Source organism: Pseudohongiella sp. (assembly GCF_011050365.1).
Classification (GTDB): Bacteria; Pseudomonadota; Gammaproteobacteria; order Pseudomonadales; family Pseudohongiellaceae; genus Pseudohongiella.
In genome coordinates, this window is record NZ_DRFV01000016.1 from 304,754 (window position 1) to 329,557 (window position 24,804).

General features: G+C 56.2%; 26 protein-coding genes and 1 other RNA gene. 11 read left to right on the forward strand and 16 right to left on the reverse strand.

Annotated elements, in window-relative coordinates; genetic code table 11:
* Positions 1 to 20 precede the first annotated feature (20 nt).
* A complete protein-coding gene (locus tag ENH71_RS16100; protein WP_317622422.1) occupies positions 21 to 2,498 on the reverse strand; it encodes an amidase family protein in 2,478 nt (825 codons plus the stop codon).
* 95 nt (positions 2,499 to 2,593) lie between these two features.
* On the opposite strand from ENH71_RS16100, the gene ENH71_RS14420 reads away from it, so the two are divergent.
* Complete coding sequence (locus tag ENH71_RS14420; RefSeq protein ID WP_294136227.1) at positions 2,594 to 2,851, forward strand: hypothetical protein; 258 nt, start codon at positions 2,594 to 2,596, stop codon at positions 2,849 to 2,851.
* A gap of 442 nt (positions 2,852 to 3,293) precedes the next feature.
* On the opposite strand, the gene ENH71_RS14425 is transcribed toward ENH71_RS14420, so the two are convergent.
* The 7 genes from ENH71_RS14425 to smpB all read right to left on the reverse strand — a co-directional run bounded on the left by ENH71_RS14425 (position 3,294) and on the right by smpB (position 8,569).
* On the reverse strand, positions 3,294 to 3,611 hold the full coding sequence (locus ENH71_RS14425) for a BON domain-containing protein (protein ID WP_294136229.1): 318 nt from the start codon (positions 3,609 to 3,611) through the stop codon (positions 3,294 to 3,296).
* 156 nt (positions 3,612 to 3,767) lie between these two features.
* Positions 3,768 to 4,430 (reverse strand): hypothetical protein, encoded by a 663-nt coding sequence (locus ENH71_RS14430; RefSeq protein WP_294136231.1) that lies wholly within the window; start codon positions 4,428 to 4,430, stop codon positions 3,768 to 3,770.
* Between the two features lie 42 nt (positions 4,431 to 4,472).
* Positions 4,473 to 5,975 (reverse strand): SulP family inorganic anion transporter, encoded by a 1,503-nt coding sequence (locus ENH71_RS14435; protein WP_294136233.1) that lies wholly within the window; start codon positions 5,973 to 5,975, stop codon positions 4,473 to 4,475.
* 65 nt (positions 5,976 to 6,040) lie between these two features.
* Complete coding sequence (locus tag ENH71_RS14440) at positions 6,041 to 6,826, reverse strand: c-type cytochrome (protein WP_294136235.1); 786 nt, start codon at positions 6,824 to 6,826, stop codon at positions 6,041 to 6,043.
* A 157-nt stretch (positions 6,827 to 6,983) separates the two neighbouring features.
* Positions 6,984 to 7,349: a transfer-messenger RNA gene (gene ssrA / locus ENH71_RS14445) on the reverse strand.
* A gap of 85 nt (positions 7,350 to 7,434) precedes the next feature.
* Positions 7,435 to 8,079, reverse strand: a complete 645-nt coding sequence (locus ENH71_RS14450) for an HAD family hydrolase (protein ID WP_294136238.1) — start codon at positions 8,077 to 8,079, stop codon at positions 7,435 to 7,437.
* A gap of 7 nt (positions 8,080 to 8,086) precedes the next feature.
* On the reverse strand, positions 8,087 to 8,569 hold the full coding sequence (smpB, locus tag ENH71_RS14455) for an SsrA-binding protein SmpB (protein WP_294136241.1): 483 nt from the start codon (positions 8,567 to 8,569) through the stop codon (positions 8,087 to 8,089).
* A 217-nt stretch (positions 8,570 to 8,786) separates the two neighbouring features.
* On the opposite strand from smpB, the gene ENH71_RS14460 reads away from it, so the two are divergent.
* The 6 genes from ENH71_RS14460 (at position 8,787) to ENH71_RS14485 (ending at position 12,968) form a co-directional block, all read left to right on the forward strand.
* Positions 8,787 to 10,217, forward strand: a complete 1,431-nt coding sequence (locus ENH71_RS14460; RefSeq protein WP_294136243.1) for a sodium-dependent transporter — start codon at positions 8,787 to 8,789, stop codon at positions 10,215 to 10,217.
* A gap of 8 nt (positions 10,218 to 10,225) precedes the next feature.
* A complete protein-coding gene (locus ENH71_RS14465; RefSeq protein ID WP_294136245.1) occupies positions 10,226 to 10,669 on the forward strand; it encodes a type II toxin-antitoxin system RatA family toxin in 444 nt (147 codons plus the stop codon).
* The gene (locus tag ENH71_RS14470; protein WP_294136248.1) at positions 10,666 to 11,004 is read left to right on the forward strand and encodes an RnfH family protein; all 339 of its coding nucleotides are present in this window, start codon (positions 10,666 to 10,668) and stop codon (positions 11,002 to 11,004) included. Before ENH71_RS14465 ends, ENH71_RS14470 begins: the two co-directional genes overlap by 4 nt.
* A 43-nt stretch (positions 11,005 to 11,047) precedes the next feature.
* Positions 11,048 to 11,329, forward strand: a complete 282-nt coding sequence (locus tag ENH71_RS14475) for a cory-CC-star protein (protein ID WP_294136250.1) — start codon at positions 11,048 to 11,050, stop codon at positions 11,327 to 11,329.
* The gene (locus ENH71_RS14480) at positions 11,320 to 12,300 is read left to right on the forward strand and encodes an ArsA family ATPase (protein WP_294136251.1); all 981 of its coding nucleotides are present in this window, start codon (positions 11,320 to 11,322) and stop codon (positions 12,298 to 12,300) included. The genes ENH71_RS14475 and ENH71_RS14480 overlap by 10 nt, the downstream gene beginning before the upstream one ends.
* Before the next feature lie 158 nt (positions 12,301 to 12,458).
* Positions 12,459 to 12,968 (forward strand): hypothetical protein, encoded by a 510-nt coding sequence (locus ENH71_RS14485; protein ID WP_294136253.1) that lies wholly within the window; start codon positions 12,459 to 12,461, stop codon positions 12,966 to 12,968.
* A gap of 31 nt (positions 12,969 to 12,999) precedes the next feature.
* On the opposite strand, the gene ENH71_RS14490 is transcribed toward ENH71_RS14485, so the two are convergent.
* Together ENH71_RS14490 and ENH71_RS14495 are read right to left on the reverse strand one after the other, a co-directional pair.
* Positions 13,000 to 13,488: a Fur family transcriptional regulator gene (locus ENH71_RS14490; protein WP_294136255.1), complete on the reverse strand. Its 489-nt coding sequence runs from the start codon at positions 13,486 to 13,488 to the stop codon at positions 13,000 to 13,002.
* 13 nt (positions 13,489 to 13,501) lie between these two features.
* Positions 13,502 to 13,894 carry an outer membrane protein assembly factor BamE gene (locus ENH71_RS14495; protein ID WP_414704719.1) on the reverse strand — a complete coding sequence of 131 codons (393 nt, stop codon included), beginning with the start codon at positions 13,892 to 13,894 and terminating at the stop codon, positions 13,502 to 13,504.
* A 131-nt stretch (positions 13,895 to 14,025) separates the two neighbouring features.
* On the opposite strand from ENH71_RS14495, the gene fur reads away from it, so the two are divergent.
* Positions 14,026 to 14,445, forward strand: a complete 420-nt coding sequence (gene fur / locus ENH71_RS14500) for a ferric iron uptake transcriptional regulator (protein WP_294136256.1) — start codon at positions 14,026 to 14,028, stop codon at positions 14,443 to 14,445.
* A gap of 15 nt (positions 14,446 to 14,460) precedes the next feature.
* Here fur and recN read toward each other — a convergent pair whose 3' ends face one another.
* Positions 14,461 to 16,146 carry a DNA repair protein RecN gene (recN, locus tag ENH71_RS14505; RefSeq protein WP_294136257.1) on the reverse strand — a complete coding sequence of 562 codons (1,686 nt, stop codon included), beginning with the start codon at positions 16,144 to 16,146 and terminating at the stop codon, positions 14,461 to 14,463.
* Between the two features lie 196 nt (positions 16,147 to 16,342).
* On the opposite strand from recN, the gene grpE reads away from it, so the two are divergent.
* The 3 genes from grpE to dnaJ all read left to right on the forward strand — a co-directional run bounded on the left by grpE (position 16,343) and on the right by dnaJ (position 20,218).
* Positions 16,343 to 16,978, forward strand: a complete 636-nt coding sequence (gene grpE, locus ENH71_RS14510; RefSeq protein ID WP_294136258.1) for a nucleotide exchange factor GrpE — start codon at positions 16,343 to 16,345, stop codon at positions 16,976 to 16,978.
* A 169-nt stretch (positions 16,979 to 17,147) separates the two neighbouring features.
* Positions 17,148 to 19,070, forward strand: coding sequence for a molecular chaperone DnaK (gene dnaK, locus ENH71_RS14515; RefSeq protein WP_294136259.1), 1,923 nt, complete (start codon positions 17,148 to 17,150; stop codon positions 19,068 to 19,070).
* Positions 19,071 to 19,093: 23 nt separating this feature from the next.
* Complete coding sequence (dnaJ, locus tag ENH71_RS14520; protein ID WP_294136260.1) at positions 19,094 to 20,218, forward strand: molecular chaperone DnaJ; 1,125 nt, start codon at positions 19,094 to 19,096, stop codon at positions 20,216 to 20,218.
* A gap of 75 nt (positions 20,219 to 20,293) precedes the next feature.
* Here dnaJ and ENH71_RS14525 read toward each other — a convergent pair whose 3' ends face one another.
* From ENH71_RS14525 to ENH71_RS14545, 5 genes are all read right to left on the reverse strand, one after another.
* Positions 20,294 to 21,295, reverse strand: coding sequence for an adenosine kinase (locus tag ENH71_RS14525; protein ID WP_294136262.1), 1,002 nt, complete (start codon positions 21,293 to 21,295; stop codon positions 20,294 to 20,296).
* Between the two features lie 39 nt (positions 21,296 to 21,334).
* Entirely contained in the window at positions 21,335 to 22,660 is a 1,326-nt protein-coding gene (gene hemL, locus ENH71_RS14530) for a glutamate-1-semialdehyde 2,1-aminomutase (RefSeq protein ID WP_294136264.1), read from the reverse strand.
* Between the two features lie 28 nt (positions 22,661 to 22,688).
* Positions 22,689 to 23,333: a thiamine phosphate synthase gene (gene thiE / locus ENH71_RS14535; RefSeq protein WP_294136265.1), complete on the reverse strand. Its 645-nt coding sequence runs from the start codon at positions 23,331 to 23,333 to the stop codon at positions 22,689 to 22,691.
* A gap of 120 nt (positions 23,334 to 23,453) precedes the next feature.
* Positions 23,454 to 24,236 carry a bifunctional hydroxymethylpyrimidine kinase/phosphomethylpyrimidine kinase gene (gene thiD, locus ENH71_RS14540; RefSeq protein ID WP_294136266.1) on the reverse strand — a complete coding sequence of 261 codons (783 nt, stop codon included), beginning with the start codon at positions 24,234 to 24,236 and terminating at the stop codon, positions 23,454 to 23,456.
* A 20-nt stretch (positions 24,237 to 24,256) separates the two neighbouring features.
* Complete coding sequence (locus ENH71_RS14545; protein ID WP_294136268.1) at positions 24,257 to 24,679, reverse strand: CopD family protein; 423 nt, start codon at positions 24,677 to 24,679, stop codon at positions 24,257 to 24,259.
* Positions 24,680 to 24,804: the final 125 nt, after the last annotated feature.

The following is a 24,804-nucleotide window of genomic DNA, read 5'->3' on the forward strand; positions in this document are numbered from 1 at the left end:
CGCGTGTGAGGCGCCGTGTATCACGGAGTTGAGGCAGGTGCGCGACGCTGCGACCAGGACTGCTCAATGGCATAACCGAGCGCCAGCAACTCTGCATCGCTTAGCTGCCGACCCAACAACTCCATGCCCATGGGCAATCCCGAGCCGCTGAAACCAATCGGCAGGGACAGCGCCGGGAAGCCGGAATTGCCGCTAAGGCTGCAGTTGTTGCCGGGCTGGTTTTCCCCGATCAGCACGGGCAGCGCGGAAATCGGTGGATAGGCAATCAGGTCCAGTTGTTGTGAGTCCATCACGGTGTTGATGGCGCTTTTCAGGTCATCACGCGCGGCCATGGCTGCGGCGTAACGTTGCGGGTCCTGCTCGCCGGCCGCGCTGCGGCTCAGCAGCGTGGCCACCGCGGCATGATACTGTCCACTGGCGACTATGGCTTCCAGGTCGGGATATTGCGTGCTGCCAAAGGTCTGCAGGTAGACGTCCAGGTCGGTCTCGAATTCGTGACCAATCAATCCTGAATTGCTGATCAGTGTCGCCATGTCGGGAATGTTGATGTCGACGATGTCGGCGCCCAGTGACTCCAGGTGCGCAAAGGCCTGTTGAAACAAGTCCCGGATTGCCGGTTCGGCGTCAGCCAGGTAGGCGTCCAGCTTGCCTATCCGTAAATCCTGCAATGACGCGGTGCCCAATGCCGCTGAGAATTGTATTGCGTCGTGCTGGTGCATCAGTGCGGTATCAGCATCCAGCGGGTCGTAGCCGATGGTCAGGTCGAGCACGATCGCCAGATCTTCGATTGTTCTGGCCAGCGGGCCGGCAACATCCTGAGTATGGGATAGCGGCATGATCCCATAAATACTGCTTAAACCTTTGGTCGGCCGCAGACCCACCAGGTTATTGAAGGCAGCAGGAATACGGATGGAGCCACAGGTGTCAGAGCCCATGCCGGCGGCGGCAAAACTGGCGGCCACCGCGGCTGCGGTGCCGCCACTGGAGCCGCCTGGCACCCGGGCCGGATCATACGGGTTACGGGTCTGTCCACCCAGCGAGCTGACACTGGTGATGCCGTAGGCAAATTCGTGTAAGTTGGTTTTGGCCAGGATCACCGCGCCGGCTTCTCGCAGCAGGCGCACCTGGGTGGCCTCCTGATTGGGCACAAAATCAGCCAATGCCTGCGAAGCGCCGGTGGTTGGCATATCGGTGGTGTTGTAGTTGTCCTTGATCACCACGGGTATGCCATGCAGCAAGCTGCGCGGACCACTGCGCTGGCGCTCCGCGTCCAATGCACGAGCCTGTTCGCGCGCGTTGTCATTGAGCCTCAGAATGGCATTAAGCTGCGGGCCCTGCTGATCATAGGCTTCAATGCGGGCCAGATAGCTGTCAACCAGTTGCACGGAATTCAGTCTGCCTTCAGCCATCTGCTGCTGCAGTGTCAGGATGCCGGTTTCAGTGATGTCATCAGAAGTAGTGGTAACTGGCGCTTCAGCAGTTTTCGGTAGCGGCATGGCCTGCATTTGCATGACGCTGCGCAGTCGGTCAGGGTAGTCAGTGATGATGCCATCAACCCCTATGTCGATCAGGTGTGCCATGGTGGCTGTGTCATTGATGGTCCAGGGGATCACTGTCATTCCCAGTGTATGTGCCTGCTCGACCATCTCACGCGTAGTGAAGGCCTCGTAGCCGGCATCGTCGATTCGCCCGCTCTGTGGCGAGCCGTGGACCGGTGAAATGGCGTCGGCGCCAAATGACGCTGCGGCGGCCGGCAGGTTGCAGTCGAAATCGTCCATGTCGATGCCACCGGTCCAGGGTGATGCCCCCGGCATGCCACATTGCAGGAAGGACTGCGCATTGGACAGGGCCACAATCGGCAGCTCCGGCGCGAGCTCGCTGACCCGCATCAATGTGGCCCAGTCGAAGCTTTGAATGCTGACCTGATGCTGCATCCGGTGCTGGCGAATCTGCCCGACGACGGCCGCGACAAATACATCACGCGGCGCGGTTTCCTGCGGTGCCCCGGCTTCCACTTTGGTTTCGATGTTCAGCATGACATCGTAGGCACGATAACGTTTAACCAGATCAAACACTTCGCTGAGCAACACCATGCGAGCGCCCGGCACGGTCTGCTGGCCGGCATACGCCTCGGCGCGCTGCGTGCCACAGTCCAGCGTGCGTATCTGGTCCCAGTGCAGGTCCTTGATGTACTTGCCCACGTAGGGAAATTCGGGGTCATTGGCGGTGGCCGGCCCGGTGTCCAGGCAGCGATGAGCCAGCACCTGGCGGTCGTGGGTAACCACCACATAACCGTCCTCGCTGACCTGGGTATCCAGCTCCAGCGTGCTGACGCCCAGTTCCAGGGCGTTGGCGAAGGCTTTCAGCGTGCTTTCGGTGACCAGGCCGATGCCGCCGCGATGGGCTTGCAGATCGAAGGGCCGGGCCTGTTCCTGGGCGAGGATAGGCAGGCTGGTCAGTCCCAGCATAGTGGTCAGGAGTAGGGTGGCCCGGCGCATGTAATGGCATTCCCGTCTTTAGAAAATTGGCAGATAGCACATGGAGAGTCTATAACACTTATGCAGGGAGCGTTAATCGAAAGAGGTATGACAAGATGAGAGTTCTTAGTGAGAAGGAAATACTCTGTGTGTCGGGCGGATCAGACTTTGATCCGATGGATGTGGCCATCAGCTACTCGTCTACTGTTATTGGCGCTGGCGTGGGTATGGTCGCAGGCGGTCCAGTAGGTGGTGTCGTTGGAGCTGCCGTTGGCTTTGGCGCGGGTTTGGCGATGTCGTTTGGCTACTCTTCGGCCTCGGGACCAGGTGGGTCCTACTATGACGATGGGTCGTCCTGTCAGGCGTCGAGTTAATTGAGTAACCTGGCTCAGGGCTCGCATGGGGCACACGCAGGGCTGCGAAAAATCATAAGAATCAATGGGGGTTATTGTTTTGAACGCTGCAAAAACTTCAAAGAGATTTCAACTGCAACAGGCGTCCCGTATGGCAGCCAGAGGAAGTCACAGGACGCTTTTTAATTTCTTGTTTCCGATCACTATAACTCTATCTTTCACTCTGTTTTATCTTGCACCTCTGGTTGTGACCCAATATACGGAACCGTCTGCTCTGGCTGAGTTCATTAGAATCTATCTCAAATGGAGTGTATTGGTAGTTGTTACAGCGACTCTGCTTTTGTATCACAAAGCCCGGCAGTGGATGCTGGCACCTTTTATCAAGCAGATCGAAGAACAGGCAGCAGAGCACTGCAAGGAACCCTGAGACTTCTTCAAAGGTTCCCGTCAGGGTGTGGCGACATCACCGTCGAACGACTATCTCGTTCCTGACTTCGGTGACGCCGTTGACACCGCGAGCGATAGACCCGGCCGTTGCTTTCTCAGTGGCGCTGGTTGCGAATCCTGAAGGCATCACCGTGCCATCGAGCGTTTCGACGCTGATGCTGGTGCCTGAGACGTCCGAGTCACTGAGCATGCGCGCCTTGACCTGTGTTGTGATAGTTGCATCGTCTATATAGGCGCCGACTGTCTGTTGATCGCGTGCGACCGAGCAGCTGACGGTGCCGGAGATGATGACCAGGCCCGTGATAATGGCGATCAATGTCGTTTTCAATTTCATGATAAAGCTCCTGTCTTGCTAGAGGAAGTCGGTGAACAGCAGGAGCACATTAGCGACATAGCGAGATTCTGTCTGTGCGGTCCAGCACGCAGGAGGGGAGTCAAACAACCATTCGTCGTCGACGAATAGAACGTCAGTGCTCCCCGGTGAGCCAGTCTATTCCGCGTACAGAAAGCTGTAGCGATATTCCTGCGCCCGCGTTGCCGTCAGCACGCCCGCCGGGACAAAGTGGCTGTTGGGCACTGCGCCCGCAGTAAGCTCTGCAAACACTGTATCGGCATTGCCGCCCGTTGCGGAAGCAATGGCCATGGCAAAGCGTCGGGTGGCTCTGCCGCAAATGGCGAAATGAACGCCTCGGGCCACGGATGAGGCAATACTGTTCTGGCCATTGGATGCGCTGGGGGTACTTAGCGGGTTGCGGGTTGGCGCTGGGTCGGCATTGCGATTGAATATGGTGCCGTATTTGGCCCAGATGCCATCGTCGAAACCATAGGGCGTTGACATGTGCCGGAAACAGACCACCATGGCGAAATCCGACGCTTCGCCGTCGTACTCTTCTTCATGGGCACTGATCATATTGTTCGCATACCAGAGGCCAGCAGGGCCGCCTGCCATGGTAGATGAATCAATAAAAACGCGGTGGCTGCCGGACAGCTCGTTCAGCCACGCATCCTTGTCATGGCGCGCTGGCTGAAACCCCTCTGTTGCTGGCTGCGCCTGAGCCGGGCCCGCGCTGACAGCCAGCCCGGCGACGGCGGCGACACTCATGCCTGTCAACAAGCGACGACGTGCTACTTTATTGTGATCGTTATTTTTCATGATGCTCTCCGGTTGCGGCAGTTGGTTTAAGAATCCTGGAAGTTACAGTGATACCAGCTCAAGCTCGCTGCTTGCGCCAAGTCTCTCAAGAAACTTGCGTTGTTCGTCGTTGATCAGCAGTGTCAGTTTGGTGCCTTGAGCAGCCATTTGTCTGGATTCGCGGATAAAGAAATCCACCGCAGACTGATCGACATGAGTCGTGTATTGAAGGTCGACGGTGAGGTCTCCATCAAGGTGGCGGTGAAATTTTTCTGTGAGGTGCGCCACTGACGCATAGAATAGTGCGCCTTTTACTTTGAGGACGGTGCCTGTGTTCGCTGACTCCATCTTCAGTTCCAACTGACTGATATGCAGCATGAACACACTGACAGACAGGACGACCGCAACGGCAACGCCTGCTGCGAGGCCGAAAAACATGATACAGAGGAAGGTGGTGAAATAGATGATTAGCTCTGAGCGGACCTGGGCGTAATGTTTTATATCCCGCCACTTGATCATGTTAGCGCCGACGATAAACAGTGTTCCTGACATGGCGGCCATTGGCATGAAGGTCAAGATGGGACCAAGAAACGTGATGAGGATCAGCACAAACCCGGCAGCAGTGATGCCGGAAAGTGGCGTTGTGGCTCCCAGACTCTGGTTTGCCCGGGTACGGTTAAAGCTGCCGGCGCCGGCAAAACCGGAAAAAAACGGAGCCAGAAAATTGGCCATACCCTGAGCATAGACTTCTTTGTCCAGGTTGATGTCCTGGTCAGTCTCCATTTTCAGTTCGCGTACAATCACCAGTGACTGGGCCAGACCGATAAACGCGATGGCAATCGCATAAGGGATCAGTTTTGTACTGATCATCAGATATTCGATGTTGATATTGGGAATACTCAGCGGCAGCCACTCCAGCGGCATGCGGCCAAGGTATTCCAGCTCGGTAATTGGCTGTGGCCAGACAAAGGCGACTAACACGCCGCACAGATAACCTGCGGTTACCGCAATGATAATAAAGTAGCGAGGGGAGTACCGTTTACCAAGATAGCCGCTGGCTATAGTAGTCAGGCCGATGGCAAGACTGTAGGGGTTAACCAGATTTCCAGCGTCACTCGCGATGACGTAGAGCTTTTCGTAGAAAAATGTAGTTTGGAACGTGGACAGGTCAAGCATGCTGTCCAGTGAAGACATGATGATCAGGAAGCCAGCGCCTGCTGAAATACCGGAAATTGATGCCGGTGACAGATATTGAAAAATGCGGGCTCCTCGCGCCAGCCAGAACATCAATTGAATCAGGCCGACCATCAGGCAAAGCAGGAATACAAAATCGATATACAGCGGGCTGCCGCGGCCGGCAAGCGGAAGAACTGCAGTACCGATAAGAATCGCCACAGCAGTGTTTGGTCCACTCATCATGGATGAACTGCCGAGCAGACTACAAAACAGCGTAACAAAAATGGCGCAATACAGGCCGTACTCCGGCGGCAAACCTGCCAGGTAAGCGAAGGTAATGCCCTGGGGAATCACCAGTATGGCGCCCACCAGGCCAGCAAACACTTCCACACGCCAGTTTCCCGATCGGCTTCTCCAGCTAAGTGAAGGCGTCGCCTCTGCAATCAGTTGTCTGATCAATTTATCAGTTGTTCCAGTAGCTTAAGAAACTTGCTGTCTCTGGGGTCAGCGGGGCGGACCTGCAGATTCAGATAGGCCGACACATCCAGTGCCTGTTGGTGAGTCAGGGATTTGCCGTTGCCCAGTGGCATATTGGCCCAGATAAAACCGGCGGCTTGCTGGATGTCATTCATGCCCGCGCCCTTGTTATAAGCATTCAGCCCCCACACTGGCGGCATGCCTGCCGTGCCGCCGCCCCTTTCGCCATGACAGCTTGAGCATTGCTCAAGATAAACGGCGCGGCCATTGGCGGGGTTGGGATCGTAACCGGTATCGGGCAGCGTGGGCACGCCGCGGCCCGGGGGTTCGGCGCCCATCACCTGCCCCTGTGACAGGTAAGTGACATAGGCGGAGAGTGCCAGCACTTCCGGAGCATCTTCCGGTGGCATGATGCCATCCATACTGTAGAGAAAACATTCTCGAATGCGCAGGCCAATACCATTGCGCTTGCCGTTCTTGGCTCGCCATTTGGGGTACATCCCTGCCACATTAAGCGGCAAGGCGTCCGGTTGCGTGCCAGCCTGCAGGTGGCAATTACTGCACTGAAGGCTGTTGCCAACATAGCGACTGGCATTATCCTGAGTATTGGTAGTGATTTCGTAGCCATAGACTACATTGGAATAGTAATCGTCCAGAAATGGCTCCTGCAGCAGCTGCTCGATAGAGGGCTGGTTTTGTTGCGCGTGAGCAGTCGCCAGGGCAAAAGATAGCCCGACGAGCAAAAAGACAGGACTGATTTTCATGATATACAATTCGGGAATAAGTTTATTCCTGAATTGTATGTGAAATTTGGTTGTTAGAACACGATTTAGATCAAGGCTTGTGAACAAAGGCGGAGTAATGAGTCTGCCAGGAGAAGCAAAAAAGGCCACCTTTGTGGGGTGGCCTTTCTGCGGTGTTTGGTGGAGGCGGGGGGATTTGAACCCCCGTCCGCCAGCTCTCTGTCCTTGGATCTACATGTTTAGCGTCGTCTATTAAGTTAACCCGTGCCGACCCGACGAGCAGGGTGGTTTGGGCGAGCTCGATACTTTTAGCCGCTTCACGTCGAGCGCGATCCACTGGCGATCCTGTTCTATATGACAGTCGCAAAACACCGGTTTACAGGCATCCCGGGGCGACCGCTAGCCTTACTTAGTTCTTAAGCGGCTAGTGCGTAGTTTTCGTCGTTGGCAACTATAGAAGTTGCATAGATTGATTTACGAGAGTCTATACCCTCTCGACATGCACCTTGGAGTTTGATACCGGCGTCGAATCCTGATCGCCCCCAATGTGTTTAACGCTATCAGTCTAACACACTATAAGACATGCGGCCGGGCATATTTATTTCAAGGGGGTGCGCGGAGCATGGCCGCTATCGAAGCAGGTCGCGCAACTCGGCAACACTGTTGACGATGGCAATGGGCTGGTGCCGTGCCAGCACGTCGCGATGGTGGGCGCCCCAGGGCACGCCGATAGAGGGCATGCCGATGTTGGCGGCCATTTCCAGATCATAACTGGTGTCGCCGATCATGACTGCGTCAGCGGGCTCCAGTTCCAGATGAGCCAGAATCTCGACCAGCATGGACGGGTCGGGTTTGGAGCGGGTTTCATCGGCGCAACGGGTAACGTGGAACCAGTCGCCCAGTTGGCTGTGCTCCAGGGCGCGGTCCAGGCCACGGCGGCTTTTGCCGGTAGCTACTGCGCAATGACGGCCGCTATTGTGCAAATCCTGCAGGATGTCAGTGATGCCGGGAAATACTTTCTGCGCTGTTGCGGCGGTTGCCATGAAATGCGTGCTGTAGGCATCGCGCATGGCGACCATGTCGTCACTGGTGATGGTGGGGTAAAGCGTTCTGAGTGCTTCAACCAGGCCCAGGCCGATAATATTGCTGTAGGCGGAGCGCTCCAGCGCGGGATATCCGATACTGGTGGCAGCGTGATGCAGGCAGGTCGAAATATGTTCGATGGAGTCCACCACGGTGCCATCCCAGTCGAAGATGGCGGCTTTGATAGTCATAAACGGCTTACCGGTTTTTGTGACGGACGATGCGTTGTTTCTCGATCTGCCACTCGCGATCCTTTTCGGTATCACGTTTGTCGTGGTCCTTCTTGCCCTTGGCCAGGGAGACCTGACATTTGATCAGGTGGCCTTTCCAGTACAGTTTGGTTGCGACACAGGTGTGACCTTTCTGTTGCACGCTGGCAAACAGTTTGGCCAGCTCCTTTTTGTGCAGCAGCAATTTCTTGGTGCGGTCGGGATCAGCGATAACGTGGGTGCTGGCGCTGTTCAGCGGGTTGATATGGCAGCCAAGCAGGTAGGCCTCGCCGTCCTTGAGCACGACGTAGCTGTCCACCAGTTGCGCTTTCTTCTCGCGCAGGCTCTTCACTTCCCAGCCTTCCAGTGCCATGCCCGCTTCAAACGAGTCTTCCACGAAATAATCGTGAAGGGCTTTCTTGTTGCGGATAATGGTATTATCCGGTGCTTTAGACTTCTTTGCTTTACTCATGGCGGCGGATTATACCTTGAATCTGCCATTGCCGCTCAAATTGACCGGCTAAATTTCCGGTTGCTACACTTTGCACAGTAAATGTGAGTGCCGGTGCACGTGGACAGTGGACAGGACGACTGCCGGCGAGGCATCCTAGACGCTTTGTGGCGGCTGATGGCGACTGCCAGGTACAGGGTCTGACACGCAGATCCAATAACAATACAGTGAGGGTAGTATGTCAGCAGACCGCGGTCAGTTCAGTTCACGTCTGGGGTTTATCCTGGCGGCAGCGGGCTCCGCTGTTGGTCTGGGCAATCTGGTCGCGTTTCCGGTCATGGCCTCAAAAAATGGCGGCGCTGTTTTTCTGATCGTTTATGTGATGTTCGTGGCCCTGATCTGCTTCCCAGTGCTGTTGGCCGAGATAGCCATGGGGCGACACTCAAGGCGCAATCCGGTCGGTGCCTTCTCCGCCCTTACCGGTGGCCACAAGGGCTGGCGCTGGGCCGGCAAACTGGCGATCCTGACGCCGTTCATGATCGCAGTGTTTTATACCGTGGTAACCGTCTGGATTCTGATATACCTGTTCCGGGCCGCCACGGGTGGTCTCAATGAGCTGGCTGACCCCGCTGCGTTTGGCCAGATGATAGGTTCACCTTCAATATTTCCCTGGTTTGTGCTGCTGCAGGTCGCGGTCTTCGGTGTTCTGCTGGGTGGCGTCAAGGGCGGAATCGAGCGCATGGCCCGGGTCCTGATGCCGACGCTGGCAGTCATGCTGGTGGGGCTGATCGTGTTTGTCATGACGCTGGATGATGCCATGTTGGGCGTGCGGTATTACCTGGTGCCGGATTTCAGCCGCCTCAACGGCGCCGTCATCAGCGCCGCCCTGAATCAGGCTTTCTTCTCGCTGTCGTTGGGTATGGGTATCATGATTACCTACGGCTCCTATTTCAGCCGCGAGGACCGGATTGTCAATTCGGGGCGTCTGGTGGCGGTGGCCGATACCAGCGTGGCGTTTCTGGCGGGTCTGTTGATCCTGCCCGCGATTTTTGCCTTTAATCCGGCAACCAACCCCGATGACCTGTCCAGCAGTAGCATCGGGTTGATATTCAGCTATCTGCCACAGATTTTCCTGTCCATGCAGGAAGTGGTCGGGTATTGGGGCGCGAGTACAGCCGCCGCCGTGTTCTTTGCTCTGGTGTTTTTTGCCGCGATGACATCGCTGGTGTCGATCCTGGAGATCCCGATCGCTTTCATGATTGATGAGTTGTGCTATTCGCGACGAAAGGCGGTCCTGATACAGGCCGGGCTGGTGACTTCCATCGCCATTCTGGCTGCGCTGTCGTTTGGCATGTCGGGTTTCCTGACCGATTTCATTTCTTACGGCGGGGCACAGAAATCGTTTTTTGACCTGATCGCTGACACTTTCTCCGAGGTCATATTGCCGCTGGTCGGTTTCTTTGCCTGCGTCATTTGTGCCTGGCGTTGGCGGGATGGTTTCATGCAGGAGCTTGCCGTTGGTGATGATGGCTTTCGAAATTCTGCCCTGTCGCGATATCTGGGCTTTTCGTTACGAACCTTTGTACCGGTGGTGCTGCTGTTCGTTTTTATCAATTCGGTGGCGCAAAAGTACTTCGCCGTCGATCTGCTGCGCCTGTTCGCGTCCTGAGCTGAGTTATGGTAACGATTGAGCGCAGTGCGCTGGTGAACTATTCAGCGACACAAATGTATGCCCTGGTAGACGATATCGAACAGTATCCTGCGTTTATGCACGGCTGTCAGTCTGCCGAGGTATTAAGCCGTACAGACAACGAAGTGGTCGGCAAGCTGACTTTGGGCAAAGCCGGATTGCGCTATACCTTTACCACGCGTAATGAGCTGGCGCCGGGTGAGTCCATGGACATGAGCCTGATAGAGGGTCCGTTCAAAAAATTCAGTGCTACATGGCGCTTTGATGAACTGGCCGCCGATGCCTGTAAAGTCAGTTTGCGCATGGAGTTTGAGTGGGCGGGCGGGTTGTTGGGTGCGGCGATGGGAAAGCTGTTTCAGCATTCGGCGAACACACTGGTCGATGAGCTGGTTAACCGCGCTCAGGTGCTTTACGGGAAATCGACAGGATGATCCGCGTTGAGGTCGCTTATGCGTTGCCGGACAGGCAGATCCTGATTCCTTTGCAGCTTGCTGAGGGAACCACCGCGCTGCAGGCTGTGCAGATGTCAGGCATTGCCGGGGAAGTCGGTGGCCTGGATTTGTCTGCCATTTCCATGGGTATATTTTCGCGGCTACTGGACGGGCGCGCGTCCCCGATGCCCAAAGACTATGTGTTGCGTGACCACGACCGCATCGAGCTCTACCGGCCATTGCAACTGGACCCCAAGCAGGCGCGCCTGCTTCGCGCCGCCCGCAAAGTGGAACGTGAACAGCGCGCCGTTCAGCACAACAAAGAGCAGGCATAGCCCGGTCGGGCTTGATCGCGATCAAATTGAATCAGGTATTGTTATGACGGATAAAAAAACAGGTCGCCCGGAAGGATTTTTTACGCGGCTGGAAAAAGGCTTGCGGGAGTTTTACGTTGCCCCCTATCGCCAATCATTTGCTCGCGCTCAGCGTGATGAAGATGATCTGTTTATGCTGATGGTGTTCTCCGAGTCGCTGGGAGTGCCCAACCCGGCCGCATTCTACACCCTGGAGCTGCTGCCGGTGGCCTATGACCGGTTTCACGACTGGCATCGCCGCATGGGTATGGAGCGCTCGCCACTGGATCATATCTCATGTTGTTAGAATTGATAGCACAGCGCCGCATCGTTTTTTTTGGCGGCAAGGGCGGTGTCGGTAAAACCACCGTGTCGGCAGCACTGGCTGTTGCTGCAGCAGATGCGGGAAAAAAAGTATTACTGGTGTCAACCGATCCGGCTCACAACCTGGGGCATCTGTTTAACCGGAAGGTGGGTGCGGCGCCGGTGAAACTTGCGCCGGGGCTGGATGGCCTGGAGCTGGATCCCGAGCAGACGGTCAGGCAGCACCTGGACGAAGTGACACGCGCCCTGCGTAAACTGATGCCTGCGCATTTAAGCGGAGAAGTGGACAAGCACATGGCGCTGTCCCGCGATGCCCCTGGTATGCAGGAAGCGGCGATGCTGGAACGTATCGCGGAGGTTGTTGAACAGGCGTCTGCCTATGACCTGATAATCTTTGATACCGCGCCATCGGGACACACGGCAAGGCTGATGGCGTTGCCGGAGATGATGTCGGCGTGGACGGACGGGCTGATCAAGCGTCGCGACAAGGCAGACCGCTTCAGTGCCGTGCTGAATAGCCTGAACCGCGACAGTAGCGTTGGCGACAAGATGCTGGGTGATGACTCGGATGATGGTGGGGAGGATCGGGAAAGCCGGATCCGGCGGTTGTTGAATCGCCGCAAACAGCGTTTTGCGGGGCTGCGCGATGTCCTGTCTGATCAGCATCAAACCGGCTTTGTGATCGTGTTGGCGGCCGAACGGCTACCGGTACTGGAAACCATCGAGCTATACGCGCAGTTGCAGCGCGCCAGGGTTGATGTCGCCGGGCTGGTGGTTAACAAGCGATTGCCTGAAGGCATGACAGGGTTTCTGGCGGAGCGGCGCGAACAGGAAGACGTCCATCTGGCTACGCTACGGGAAAAGCTGGCGCATCTGCCGCGCAAGGATCTGCAACTGGCGGCGCATGATGTGCTGGGAGTTGAGGCGCTGCGGGCATTTGCCGCAAGTTTCTGAACACACAGTCATGGCCTGTCATGGTATTGTGATTGTCTGGCAGTGATGATTGTCTGACAGGGATGATGGGCGTAGCATAACAATCTGAAAATACACGCGATAACGATTCCGACCGGGAAGTGACCCACCTACAAAAACAACGACACAGGAGTGACGCGATGCAGAGCAGTACACGGTTGATTAAAATGGCAGTTGCGGGATTGACGCTGACGGCACTGGTAGCCTGCAGTGATAACGGAACTACGTCTCAGTCCGGCAGTCAGGGGCCTGCCCTGCCGGTCAGCCTGAATGATGTCATGGTGGCGATGGTCAATAAATCGACCGACCCTGCCTGGACCGCAGTGTGGAACAATCCTCAAAGCGAGCGCGACTGGCGCGAGCTTGAACATCTGGCATTCCAGGTACAGGTCGGCGGTGGTCTGATGCAGGCGGCGGGTACCGGCCCCATGGATGCTGAGTGGGTCGCAGAACCCGAATGGCAGCGTCTGGCTGCGCAGCTTGAGCAGGATGGAATCAGGGCAGTGAACGCGGTCCGCAGTCGCAATATCGAGTTGATGCAACGTGCCGGCGGACAATTGATTGAAACCTGTGAGTCCTGCCACCGACTCTTTGCTGAAGACCTGCCAATGCTGAGCGAGATGAGCGAGCCGCCGGCAGTGTCTCGGTAAGTCAGTGGCCGTCGCCTGGCAGGGGTCGGGTTCAGGTGCCGGCTTGCTGACAAGCGTTGCAAATACCGTGGAATTCGATTTGCTGCCGTGCCAGGGTAAAACCGGTGTCTTCGATATTGGCGCTCAACTCGCTTAGAATTTCCTTGCGGATACCGACCTCGTTAACACCGTGACATTTGTCGCAAATCAGGAACTGCGGCACTTCATGATCATGCTTGCAGGTAATGTGTGAGCACGGTAAGTACTGGTTGGTTGTTTCCAGCCGGTGCACCAGCTCGTTCTCCTTGAGAAAGTTCAGCATCCGGTACACTGACATCACTGACAGGGTCTGGCCGTGATGATCCCGGTATTGATCAGCGATCTGATAGGCGGACAATGGCTCGGAGGACTCCAGCACGACCTGAAGCACCCGTCGCCGTTTTTCCGTCAGCCGGGCACCCTGCTCGGCGCAGATTGTCTGTGCCTGGTCCAGAACATTGGTAACATCACGATCGGCTGTGGGATGGGGCTCGGTGCGCATATCGATTCCGGACTCAGGAGTTGCTTTCTGTCTCATCAGTGCTGGTGCCACGTTGTGACCATGCAGCATCCTCGCCGGGCTCGAAATCACCTTCAAAACGACTCAACAGGTCATTCTCGAAAAACAGGGTCATGCGTTCCTGACCACGTTCACCGCCACCAGGCTGGTAATTGAAGACATAGTCCCAGCGATCCTGATGATAGGGGTCGCGAACCAGCGGAGTACCCATGACAAAAACAACCTGGCGCCTGGTCATGCCGGGCTCCAGCTGATCGATCATTTCCTGGGTAATGATATTGCCCTGGGCAATGGGTATTTTGTAGACGCCGGGGAACTGCGGCAAAGGTATGGAGGAACAGGCGGCGACGGTCAGGGTCGCAACCAGCAAAACAAGAATTCTTAGCATGAAACGCACCTGGTGTAGTGTAGGGCTGAACTTTCATCTGCCGACATTAGTGTGCATAATACCCTAGCTGTTGCCTGCGGTAAAACGGCCTGTTCGGGCAGCATCACCAAACGACAACCAAGAGAAACGATATGTCTGCAGAAAATCAGGAGTTACGCAAAGCAGGGCTGAAAGTTACGTTGCCCCGCGTGAAAATCCTGCAATTGCTGGAAAACTCGGAAACCCGTCATCTGAGCGCGGAAGACGTATACAAGGCGCTGATCGACGCGGGTGAGGAAGTAGGGCTGGCAACAGTCTATCGGGTTCTGACCCAGTTCGAGTCGGCCGGGCTGGTGATGCGGCATCGGTTTGAAGGTGGTCATTCGGTATTTGAGCTGACCACAGTGGAGCATCATGATCATCTGGTCTGCAGCAAATGCGGACTGGTGGAAGAGTTTTTCGACGAGATCATTGAAGATCGCCAGGATAAGATTGCCGCCAATTTCGGGTTCGAAATCACCGATCACAGCCTCTATCTGTATGGTATCTGCGCAGATTGTCAGAAAAGCTGAACACCGGTGGCGTCCTCAGGCGCTTGTGGTCAGCTCCCTGGCATGGGCCAGCGCTTCGTTGCTGAGCGCAGGTCCATCGGAATCTCCGCCCAGCATGCGGGCGATTTCCTGCAATCTCTCCTCTTCATCCAGTTGATAAATTCTGCTCTTGGTGGTTTTCGCGCTGGCCTCCTTGCTGACCAGCAGGTGCTGATTGGCGAGGCTGGCCACTAACGGTTGATGCGTCACGCAGAGTACCTGACTGCGCGTGCCAAGTTGCTTCAAGAGCTTGCCGACGACGCGAGCCACGCCACCGCCAATACCCACATCCACTTCATCAAATACCAGGCTCGGGGTGTCCGAGGTCATGGCCGTGATGACCTGAATGGCAAGGCTGATTCGTGACAACTCGCCGCCGGATGCGATTCTGGCCAGAGGTTTGGCGGGTTGGCCCGGGTTGGTGCTGATCAGAAACTCAACCTGCTCCAGGCCATGAGGCTGCGGTTTGTCGCTGTCTGTGCTCTGCAGTTCAATGCTGAGCCTGGCGTCCGCCATGCCCAGCGTGCCCAGTTGTTCGTTGACCGCCTTGGTCAGTTTGCGGGCAGCCTGCTGGCGCTGGCTACTTAATTCACGCGCCAGCTTCAGCCACTCCGTTTGCAGCGTCTGGGTTTGTTTTATCAAGGTGTCCAGGGTCCCGGTGCTCTGCGAAGCGGCCGCCAATTGCTCTTCCAGCTGCTGCTGCAGCGCACCGAGCTCTTCCGGACGTACCTTGTGTTTGCGCGCCAGTTGGTGAATGCTGGCCAGTCTCGCATTCAGCTCCTCCAGCCGTGCCGGGTTGATTTCAATCTGATCCAGTTGCCGGTTGAGTTCGCTGGCGGCCTCATCCACCTGAATCAGCGCCGTGTTCAGCATCTCCTCGACGTTTGCCAGCGATTTGCCGGCCCCGCTCTGGCGCAGCAGGCTTAAGGCCTGATGCAGGCTCTGGCTGATATTACTGTCATCATCTTCGTGACACAGTTGCACCAGTGCGCGCATACCCACAATTCGGGATTCGGCATTGCTGAGATTGTCCAGCTCCTGTTCCAGCTCATCCAGCTCGGCCTCGCCCAACGCCAGCTCTTCCAGCTCGGTAAGCTGATAGCGCGCGAGCTCGTTCTGCGCCGCCTGTTCGCTGAGAGTCGCTTGTAAGGCCGAGAGCTGTTTATTGGCCGATTTCCATTGTTCGCTGAGCTGTCTTAGCTGTTGCACGCGTGATTGTTGGCCGCCAAAATCGTCCAACAGCATTTGTTGAGTGGGTTTTTGCAGCAAAGAGTGGTGTTCATGCTGGCTGTGAATATCCATCAGCAGGCTGCCCAGTGCGGTCATGGCCTGCAGGGTGACCTGGGAGTTGTTGATCCAGGCCCGGGAGCGGCCATCGGCGGCCACGCTGCGGCGCAGCAGACACAAGCGGTGGTCGCCTTCAGCCGTCAGTTCGTGCTCGCTCAACCATTGGCAGGCCAGCGGCAATCGGTCGACATCGAATTCAGCGCTGATGTCGGCACGTTCGCTCCCGCTACGCACCACATCCCGGTCGGCCCGATCGCCCAGAGCCAGGCCCAGTGCGCCCAGAATAATGGATTTGCCGGCACCGGTTTCGCCGGTGATCGCGGTCATGCCAGCCTTGAACTCGATATCGAGCTGCTCAGCGATGGCGTAATTGCGGATCGAAAGGTGTGTCAGCATAGTATTGGTAATATAGTCCGGCCGCTTATGTTTGACACGGTTAATTGAATCCGTGAAAGGACTTGAATCATATCATGCCGTCCCCATATTGAGCAGATATCAGCAATTGTTGTGTGCGCAGGACCTGAGCCTAGCGACAGGCATGAGTGCGGCAACAATCAGAATTTTGAGCAACACTGACAATCAGGGTGGGGACATGGCAGATCAGAAAACCAGTGAGCAAGAACACAAGGATCAGGAAGCCCAGGCGCAGGAGCCCGGACAGCAGGACGCGCCGGAGCAAAAGGGCAATGACAGCAGCAATGGCGTTGATATCCCGGTTGAGGACCTGACGCTGGAGCAGGCGCTGGACCGTTTGCAACAGGCGGAGGCAGCGGCGGCCGGGCACCAGGCCGATATCCTGCGTTTGCATGCAGACATGCAGAATGTGCGTCGACGTGCGGAACAGGATGTGGAAAAGGCGCACAAATATGGTCAGGAAAAACTGGTTTCGGATTTGTTGCCGGTGCTGGATAACCTGGAGCGGGCTCTGCAAGCGGCCGAAGGTGATGAAAACGAAAAGCTGGGTGCGCTGCGCCAGGGTGTTGAATTGACGCTTAAAAGCTTTCTCGATTGCCTGAAAAAATTCAATGTGGACGTTATTGATCCGAACGGTGAGCCGTTTAATCCGCAATATCATCAGGCCATGGGCATGCAGGAAAGCGCTACCGCGGAACCTGACACGGTGATTGCGGTAATGCAGAAAGGTTACAGCCTGCATGGGCGTGTCTTGCGCCCGGCCATGGTGATGGTATCCAGGGCGCCGACAGAGGGCGTGGATGTCAAGGCATGATCAGGGTAAGTCGGGATGATAAAGCCTGATGAATTTGACCCTCTGGCTCTTGAATTCTGCGCAAAAGTACCAATATAGAGCTTCAACGTTACTTTAAACACAAATTTTGGATTGATCAGCCCGGGTCTCGAGTCAGACAGGACGGGTAGATTTAAGTGGAGATGAGATTATGGGCAAGATTATCGGTATAGATTTGGGTACGACCAACTCCTGTGTCGCCGTAATGGAAGGCGGCAAGGCAAAAGTGATTGAAAATGCCGAGGGTGATCGCACCACCCCGTCAGTCATCGCCTACACAAAAGACGGCGAGACTCTGGTTGGTCAGCCGGCCAAGCGCCAGTCTGTGACCAACCCCAAAAACACGCTGTTTGCGATCAAGCGATTGATCGGGCGTCAGTTTCAGGATGATGTCGTGCAGAAAGACATCAAAATGGTGCCTTACGAGATTACCAAAGCTGACAATGGCGATGCCTGGGTGCGTGTGAACGACAACAACATGTCGCCGCCGCAAATTTCTGCACAGATTCTGAAAAAGATGAAGAAAACGGCCGAAGACTACCTCGGCGAGTCGGTAACGGAGGCGGTGGTGACAGTGCCGGCCTACTTTAATGACTCGCAACGCCAGGCCACCAAGGATGCGGGCAAGATTGCCGGTCTGGAAATCAAGCGTATTATCAATGAGCCAACTGCTGCGGCACTGGCCTATGGTATGGACAAGAAGGGTGGTGACAGCACTATCGCGGTTTATGACCTGGGTGGTGGTACCTTCGATATCTCCATCATCGAGATTGCAGAAACCGATGGCGAGCACACCTTTGAAGTGCTCTCCACCAATGGTGATACCTTCCTGGGTGGTGAGGATTTCGACCTGCGCCTGATTGATTACCTGGCAGACGAATTCAAGAAAGAGAGCGGCATGGATCTGCGCAGCGATCCGCTGGCACTGCAGCGTCTGAAAGAAGCAGCAGAAAAAGCCAAGATTGAACTGTCGTCTGCCCAGCAGACCGAAATCAATCTGCCTTACGTGACTGCCGACGCATCGGGTCCCAAGCACCTGGTGCAGAAGCTGACACGCGCCAAGTTCGAGTCGCTGGTGGAAGAGCTGGTCGAGCGCACGATTGCGCCGCTGAAGATGGCGCTGAAAGATGCCGGCCTTGATGTCAAGAAGATCGATGATGTCATTCTGGTCGGTGGCCAGACCCGTATGCCGCTGGTGCAGAAAAAAGTTGCTGAATTCTTTGGCAAGGATGCGCGGCGTGACGTCAACCCGGATGAAGCCGTGGCAATTGGTGCATCCATTCAGGCGGCGGTACTGGCCGGTGAAGTAAATGACGTATTGCTGCTCGACGTGACTCCGTTGTCTCTGGGTATCGAGACCATGGGTGGCGTCACCAGCATACTGATCGACAAGAACACCACCATCCCGACCAAGAAGACGCAGGTGTTCTCGACGGCAGATGATAACCAGACTGCGGTTACCATTCACGTGGTACAGGGTGAGCGCAAGCAAGCCAACCAGAACAAGTCTTTGGGGCGTTTTGACCTGAGCGACATCCCGCCCGCTGCGCGTGGCATGCCACAGATTGAGGTTGCTTTTGACCTGGATGCCAACGGTATCCTGAATGTGTCGGCCAAAGACAAGGCCACAGGCAAAGAGCAATCCATTGTGATCAAGTCATCCAGCGGTCTGTCTGATGACGAGATTGATCGTATGGTCAAGGATGCCGAAGCACACGCAGCCGATGACAAGAAGTTCGAGGAGTTGGTGACGGCTCGCAACACCGCTGATGGCCTGATTCATGCTACCCGTAAGACGCTGACGGATGCAGCCGACAAGGTAGAGGCCGATGAGAAGGAGAAAATCGAGTCCGCTATCACAGCACTGGAAGAGGCCATGAAGACGGGGGACATTGAGCAGATCAATACCCGTACCAATGAGCTGACTGAAGCTTCGTCCGGGCTGGCGCAGAAAATGTACGCCGAACAGCAGGGTGCCGAGCAGGCTGGTGACGCGGGCGATGAGGCCGGTGGTGAATCAACTTCAGACGACGCCGTAGATGCCGAGTTCGAAGAAGTTAAAGACGATAAATAAAAAAACAGCCTGGCTGATGGACTATGTCGAAAAGAGATTATTACGAAGTATTGGGTGTAGGTCGCGACGCGACGGAAGGTGAATTAAAAAAGGCCTACCGTCGGGTAGCGATGAAACACCACCCCGATCGGAATCCGGATAACAAGGAGTCCGAGGAGAAGTTCAAGGAGGCCAACGAAGCTTTCGAAGTGCTGTCCGACCCTGACAAAAAGGCACGCTATGATCAGTACGGTCATGCCGGTGTCAATCCGCAGGGTGGTGGCGGTGCCGGCGCCGGTGATTTCGGGGATATCTTCAGTGATATTTTCGGCGATATTTTTGGTGGCGCTGGCGGTCGCGGTGGTCGCGGCGGCGTTCGTAAGGGCGCCGATCTGCGTTATAACCTTGAGCTGGATCTGGAAAGTGCCGTCAAAGGTACCACCGTCAAGATTCGTATTCCGACTGCGGTTAATTGTGGAACCTGTGACGGCACGGGGGCCAAGAAAGGTTCGTCGCCGGTTGATTGTGCCACCTGTAATGGTATCGGCCAGGTACGCATGCAGCAGGGATTCTTCTCTGTGCAGCAGACCTGTCCGCGCTGCCAGGGCAGCGGCAAGCAGATCAAGGATCCGTGTAATACCTGCCATGGTCGAGGCCAGGTAGAGGAGCAGAAAACCCTGTCGGTGAAAGTGCCTGCTGGTGTTGACGACGGCGACCGCATTCGTTTGACCGGTGAGGGTCAGGCCGGTGTCAACGGTGGCCCGCCCGGCGACCTGTATGTGCAGGTGCATATGCGGGCGCACAAGCTCTTTGTCCGTGACGGACGGGACCTGCACTGTGAAATTCCGATCAGCTTTGTCGATGCGGCCCTGGGTGGCGAGCTTGAAGTGCCGACGCTGGACGGCCGTGTGAAGTTGAAAATACCGGCGGAAACTCAAACCGGCAAACTTTTCCGTTTGCGTGGAAAGGGTGTCACGTCGGTACGAGGTGGTCCTCCGGGCGATCTGTTGTGCCGTGTAGTGGTGGAAACGCCGGTCAAGCTGACGCGGCGTCAGAAAGAAATTCTGCAGGAGTTTCAGGCAATCGGCGAAAGCGAAGGCCAGCAATCACCCAAGATGACCTCCTGGTTTGATGGTGTGAAAAAGTTTGTTGATGACCTGCGGGCGTAATGCCGGCTTGTCTTTCTGAGCTACAAAAAAGGCGCCATTTGGCGCCTTTTTTGTAGCAACGATGTCTGGCCCGTCTCAGGCGGCCTGAAATTTCTGCAAAACTGCACCATGTGCGTCTGGCGCCAGTCTGGGTCCGAACTCGGATACGACGGTAGCCGCTGCCAGGCTGGCCAGTTCACCAGCCTGTTGAAAATCCATGCCCTGGGTAATCGCGAACATGAAGGCACCGGAGAACATGTCGCCGGCACCGTTGGTGTCGACCGCCTTCACGTTGTGCGCCGCAATATCAATATAGCCGGAACCATCAAACAGTCGTGCTCCGCGAGCGCCGCGGGTTATGGCAAACTGTCTGGCTATGGTTTTGAGTTTACTGCAGGCAGCTTCAAAGTCGTCTTCGCCTGACCAGATTTTGGCTTCCTGTTCGTTACAGAACAGCAGGTCTACACCGTCGCCCAATACTTCGTTTACACCATCCCTGAAGTATTCAACCATGGCAGGGTCGGAGAAAGTCATCGCTATTTTTACATTACTGTCGCTGGCTATCTGTCGGAGGCGTTTGGCCGCTGCGCGGGCAGAATCCGAGGTAACCAGGTAACCTTCGATGTAAATGTATTTGGCCTGTTTTACCGCATCCACTTTGATGTCCTGCTCTGACACATACTGCGAGATACCCAGATGAGTCAGCATGGTCCGTTCTGCGTCTGGCGTTACCATGACCACACAGCGGCCGGTGGTGCCAGCTTCACGCTGGGGTAGCAGATTGGTTTCGATATTGTGGTTGCCCAGCTCCTGCATGTAAAAGTCACCGGGTTCGTCGCCGGCGACTTTGCATGTGTAGAATGCCTTGCCGCCGAACTGGCTCAACGCATACAGAGAGTTTGCGGCAGAGCCGCCGCCAGCCTGTTTCTTGAGCGGGTAGCGAGTGCTAAGCAGATCCAGAAGCTGCTGCTGTTTGTCTTCTTCGATCAGCGTCATAAAACCCTTTTGGATGCCTGCTTCAGCGAAGAAGCTGTCATCAACTTCGAATTCTTTGTCGACCAGCGCATTGCCGATGGCGTACACATCATAGTGATTCATAAAAACTGTCCTTGCATTTGGTGACTGATGATTGGCGCCTCAAAGTGCGGCAAACGCTTTTTCGGCTGCAGCGAATGTGGTGTCCAGTTCCGGCTGGCCATGTGCGGCTGACACAAATCCGGCTTCAAATGCTGACGGGGCCAGATAGACATTGTTGTCCAGCATGGTATGGAAGTATTTGCGGAACTGTTCGACATTGCATGCCATGACCTGATCGAAGCGGGCGATTTTTTCTTCGCCGGAGAAGAAACAGCCGAACATGCCGCCTACCTGATTGGTAGTGAAGGGTATGCCTGCGGCTTTCGCGCGTTCGCTTAAGCCTGCGAGCATGGCCTCGGTGATTGCGCCCAGGTCTTCATAGAAGCCGGGTTTCTGGATTTCCCGCAGCATGGCCTGACCGGCAGCTACTGCCAACGGGCTGCCCGACAACGTGCCTGCCTGATATACGCCACCCTGAGGCGCGATGCAGTCCATGATGTCTTTGCGGCCGCCAAAGGCACCTACCGGCAAGCCGCCACCAATGACTTTGCCCAGTGCGGTCAGGTCGGGCGTTACCCCGTAGACAGACTGTGCGCCGCCCAGAGCGACTCTGAACCCGGTCATAACTTCGTCGAAAATCAGCACGCTGCCATGTTCGGTGCATAGTTCGCGCATCGTTTCCAGGAAGCCTGGCACCGGAGGCACCATGTTCATGTTGCCGGCAATGGGTTCGACTATGATGCAGGCAATTTCGTCGCCGTGTTCCCTGAACAGGGTTTTCATGGCGTCGATGTCGTTGTATGGCAGTACATAGGTCAGGTCGGTGTACGCTTTGGGCACACCCAGCGAATCAGGTTCGCCCAGTGTCAATGCGCCTGAGCCGGCCTTTACCAGCAGACCGTCGACGTGACCGTGGTAACAGCCTTCAAACTTGACGACTTTATCGCGGCGCGTGTAACCGCGTGCCAACCGGATCGCGCTCATGGTGGCTTCGGTGCCGGAGGTTACCAGACGCACCCGTTCGATGGATGGCACCAGCTTGCAAATGGTGCGCGCAATTTCGACCTCGGCCGCGGTCGAGGCGCCGTAGCCCAGGCCGCGGCTCAACTGTTCCTGCAGGGCGCCAATCACGGCCGGGTGACAGTGTCCCAGTATCAGCGGGCCCCAGGCGCCGACGTAATCGACGTAGCGATTGTTGTCTTCGTCAATCAGCCAGGCGCCTTCGCCGTGATTAAAAAACAACGGCGTGCCGCCAACGCCACGGAATGCCCGAACCGGTGAGTTAACGCCGCCGGGGATGAATAGTTGTGCTTCATCAAACAGCGCTGCCGAGCGACCGGTAGCATGGTGATTGTCAGATGTGGTCTGGGACGGAGTTTGAGACATAAGTTACCTCTGATTACAAAAAAAGCTGTTAGAACAAATCGCTCAGTGCGTGTGCCCGGCTCTTGATATCCGGCGCGGCGAACAAATAATTGATCACTGCCAGCAGGTCGGCGCCAGCGTCGATCAGTGAACGGCCATTGTCTGCGGTAATGCCGCCGATCGCGACGATCGGCAACGACGTCTGCGCGCGTATCAGGCGCAAGTTTCCGATGCTGGCGGCCGGGGCATCAGGCTTGGTGAGAGACGGAAAAAAGCGCCCCAGCGCAATATAACTGGCACCTTGTTGCTCAGCTACCGCAGCCAGCGCGGGTTCGTCGTGACAACTGATGCCGATAATCGCCTGTGGCCCAAGCCGGTAACGCGCTTCGGCGAGAGCGGTATCGGACTGGCCCAGATGGACGCCGTCAGCCTCAATAGCCTGGCACAGATCGATATCATCGTTAATAATCAGGCAGGCATGATAGCGTCGGCACAGTGTCCTGAGTGCGGCAGCCTGCAGGACCCGGTCACGAAACTCACCGTTTTTGCGGCGATACTGGAGTACCCGGACACCGCCCGACAGGGCCTGTTCCACACACGTTAACAAAGTGACGTCCGTCAGCAGATGTTCATCGGTAATAGCGTAGACACCTGATGCGGGAAATACGCTGGTTGCGGCTAAATGGACTGACAATGGGGTACCTGCTGTTGCCTGATAAAGGTCATGACGCTGAATTATCGCGGCTCTATTCTAGCAGAGCCGTCCCGCAGAATGACAAGTCCGGTGCAAACAGGTTCGCGGCTGTGGCGCGTGTCAGCGATTTCGCCCGCGCCGGTCGGGCAAAAACTGACCCTGACCCGCCCGCCAGCCATGCTGTAGCGCCTGCCAGGTAAATGCCTGTGCGTTCGCCGCCGCCTGTGACAATGGTATCGTCTGCGCCAGGCCTGCAGCCAATGCCGCTGCCAGCGTGCAGCCGGAGCCGTGAAAACTGCCGGGCAGCCTCGGCCAGGTCCAGCTTTCGGCGGGTGCATCCGGGTGATACAGGGTGTTGACGACGTCTGGAGTGCTGGCGTGAGTCCCGGTGAGTAAGATATGCCTGCAACCCAGATCCATCAGTGCCGAGGCGGCACGTTCGGGGTGGTCGCAGTCCGGGCTCAACGCCAGTAATTCGTCGGTGTTCGGTGTCAGCACAGTGACCCGTGGCAGGATGAGGCTGCGATAGGCCGCAATCAGTTCAGCGCCACTGAACTCGAATCCGCCGCCTGCCTTCACCACCGGGTCCGCGACCACCGGAATAGCTGGATGGTCAGTCATCACTTCGGCTATCAGTCTTAATACATCGATGTTGTCGATCAGCCCGATTTTGATGGCGTGCACCTGGATATCCGCAAATACGGTGCTGATTTGTGCGCGCAGCACGTCAACGCCGACGGTCTGTGTGCGGCTGACATTGCAGGTGTCCTGCACCGTCAGCGAGGTGATCACAGGCAGGCAGTGACAGCCGTTGGCGAACAGCGTTTCGATGTCAGCCTGAATGCCGGCGCCGCCGCTGGGGTCTAGCCCGGACAGGCAGAGCACTGCGGGTTTGCCTGCCATGGAATCGGGATCTGACTGGATCAAAATGGTTTCACAACAACAAGAATGACAATGGCGATCAGCGCCAGCACCGGAGCCTCATTGTAGTATCGGAAAAATACATGGCTGTGGGTATTGCGATTCTCCCGGAAGCGCACCAGGAACCACCAACAGCTTATGTGGTAGACGATGACCAGCGCCACCAGAGTGAGTTTGGCGTGCAGCCAGCCCTGGGACAGATAGAAGTCGGGCGCCGACGCCACCAGCGCTGTCCCCAGCACAACCGTGGCGATCGCCGAAGGTGTGCTGATGCCCCAATACAGTTTGCGCTCCATAATGACGAACCGGTCTTTGCTGATCTGATCATCGCTCATGGCATGATAAACAAACAAACGAGGCAGATAAAAAATGCCGGCAAACCAGGTAATGACGGCAATAATGTGGAAAGCTTCGATCCAGGCCATGGTATTCCGTTATGATTTTCAGTGACTGAGTCCTGATTATGACGTCCACAGGCAGGTGCGTATAGCGCAAGCCAGTAAAAAGGCAGGATATTTGGCCGTCAGCAGATGTTAGAATCAGGTGTTAG

Excerpts from the sequence above, each read along its gene's own strand:
- ENH71_RS16100 (WP_317622422.1), bottom strand. The coding sequence starts at position 2,498 with ATGCGCCGGGCCACCCTACTCCTGACCACTATGCTGGGACTGACCAGC.
- ENH71_RS14420 (WP_294136227.1), top strand. The coding sequence starts at position 2,594 with ATGAGAGTTCTTAGTGAGAAGGAAATACTCTGTGTGTCGGGCGGATCA.
- ENH71_RS14425 (WP_294136229.1), bottom strand. The coding sequence starts at position 3,611 with ATGAAATTGAAAACGACATTGATCGCCATTATCACGGGCCTGGTCATC.
- ENH71_RS14430 (WP_294136231.1), bottom strand. The coding sequence starts at position 4,430 with ATGAAAAATAACGATCACAATAAAGTAGCACGTCGTCGCTTGTTGACA.
- ENH71_RS14440 (WP_294136235.1), bottom strand. The coding sequence starts at position 6,826 with ATGAAAATCAGTCCTGTCTTTTTGCTCGTCGGGCTATCTTTTGCCCTG.
- ENH71_RS14450 (WP_294136238.1), bottom strand. The coding sequence starts at position 8,079 with ATGACTATCAAAGCCGCCATCTTCGACTGGGATGGCACCGTGGTGGAC.
- smpB (WP_294136241.1), bottom strand. The coding sequence starts at position 8,569 with ATGAGTAAAGCAAAGAAGTCTAAAGCACCGGATAATACCATTATCCGC.
- ENH71_RS14460 (WP_294136243.1), top strand. The coding sequence starts at position 8,787 with ATGTCAGCAGACCGCGGTCAGTTCAGTTCACGTCTGGGGTTTATCCTG.
- ENH71_RS14465 (WP_294136245.1), top strand. The coding sequence starts at position 10,226 with ATGGTAACGATTGAGCGCAGTGCGCTGGTGAACTATTCAGCGACACAA.
- ENH71_RS14470 (WP_294136248.1), top strand. The coding sequence starts at position 10,666 with ATGATCCGCGTTGAGGTCGCTTATGCGTTGCCGGACAGGCAGATCCTG.
- ENH71_RS14475 (WP_294136250.1), top strand. The coding sequence starts at position 11,048 with ATGACGGATAAAAAAACAGGTCGCCCGGAAGGATTTTTTACGCGGCTG.
- ENH71_RS14480 (WP_294136251.1), top strand. The coding sequence starts at position 11,320 with ATGTTGTTAGAATTGATAGCACAGCGCCGCATCGTTTTTTTTGGCGGC.
- ENH71_RS14485 (WP_294136253.1), top strand. The coding sequence starts at position 12,459 with ATGCAGAGCAGTACACGGTTGATTAAAATGGCAGTTGCGGGATTGACG.
- ENH71_RS14490 (WP_294136255.1), bottom strand. The coding sequence starts at position 13,488 with ATGCGCACCGAGCCCCATCCCACAGCCGATCGTGATGTTACCAATGTT.
- ENH71_RS14495 (WP_414704719.1), bottom strand. The coding sequence starts at position 13,894 with ATGCTAAGAATTCTTGTTTTGCTGGTTGCGACCCTGACCGTCGCCGCC.
- fur (WP_294136256.1), top strand. The coding sequence starts at position 14,026 with ATGTCTGCAGAAAATCAGGAGTTACGCAAAGCAGGGCTGAAAGTTACG.
- recN (WP_294136257.1), bottom strand. The coding sequence starts at position 16,146 with ATGCTGACACACCTTTCGATCCGCAATTACGCCATCGCTGAGCAGCTC.
- grpE (WP_294136258.1), top strand. The coding sequence starts at position 16,343 with ATGGCAGATCAGAAAACCAGTGAGCAAGAACACAAGGATCAGGAAGCC.
- dnaK (WP_294136259.1), top strand. The coding sequence starts at position 17,148 with ATGGGCAAGATTATCGGTATAGATTTGGGTACGACCAACTCCTGTGTC.
- dnaJ (WP_294136260.1), top strand. The coding sequence starts at position 19,094 with ATGTCGAAAAGAGATTATTACGAAGTATTGGGTGTAGGTCGCGACGCG.
- ENH71_RS14525 (WP_294136262.1), bottom strand. The coding sequence starts at position 21,295 with ATGAATCACTATGATGTGTACGCCATCGGCAATGCGCTGGTCGACAAA.
- hemL (WP_294136264.1), bottom strand. The coding sequence starts at position 22,660 with ATGTCTCAAACTCCGTCCCAGACCACATCTGACAATCACCATGCTACC.
- thiD (WP_294136266.1), bottom strand. The coding sequence starts at position 24,236 with ATGGCAGGCAAACCCGCAGTGCTCTGCCTGTCCGGGCTAGACCCCAGC.
- ENH71_RS14545 (WP_294136268.1), bottom strand. The coding sequence starts at position 24,679 with ATGGCCTGGATCGAAGCTTTCCACATTATTGCCGTCATTACCTGGTTT.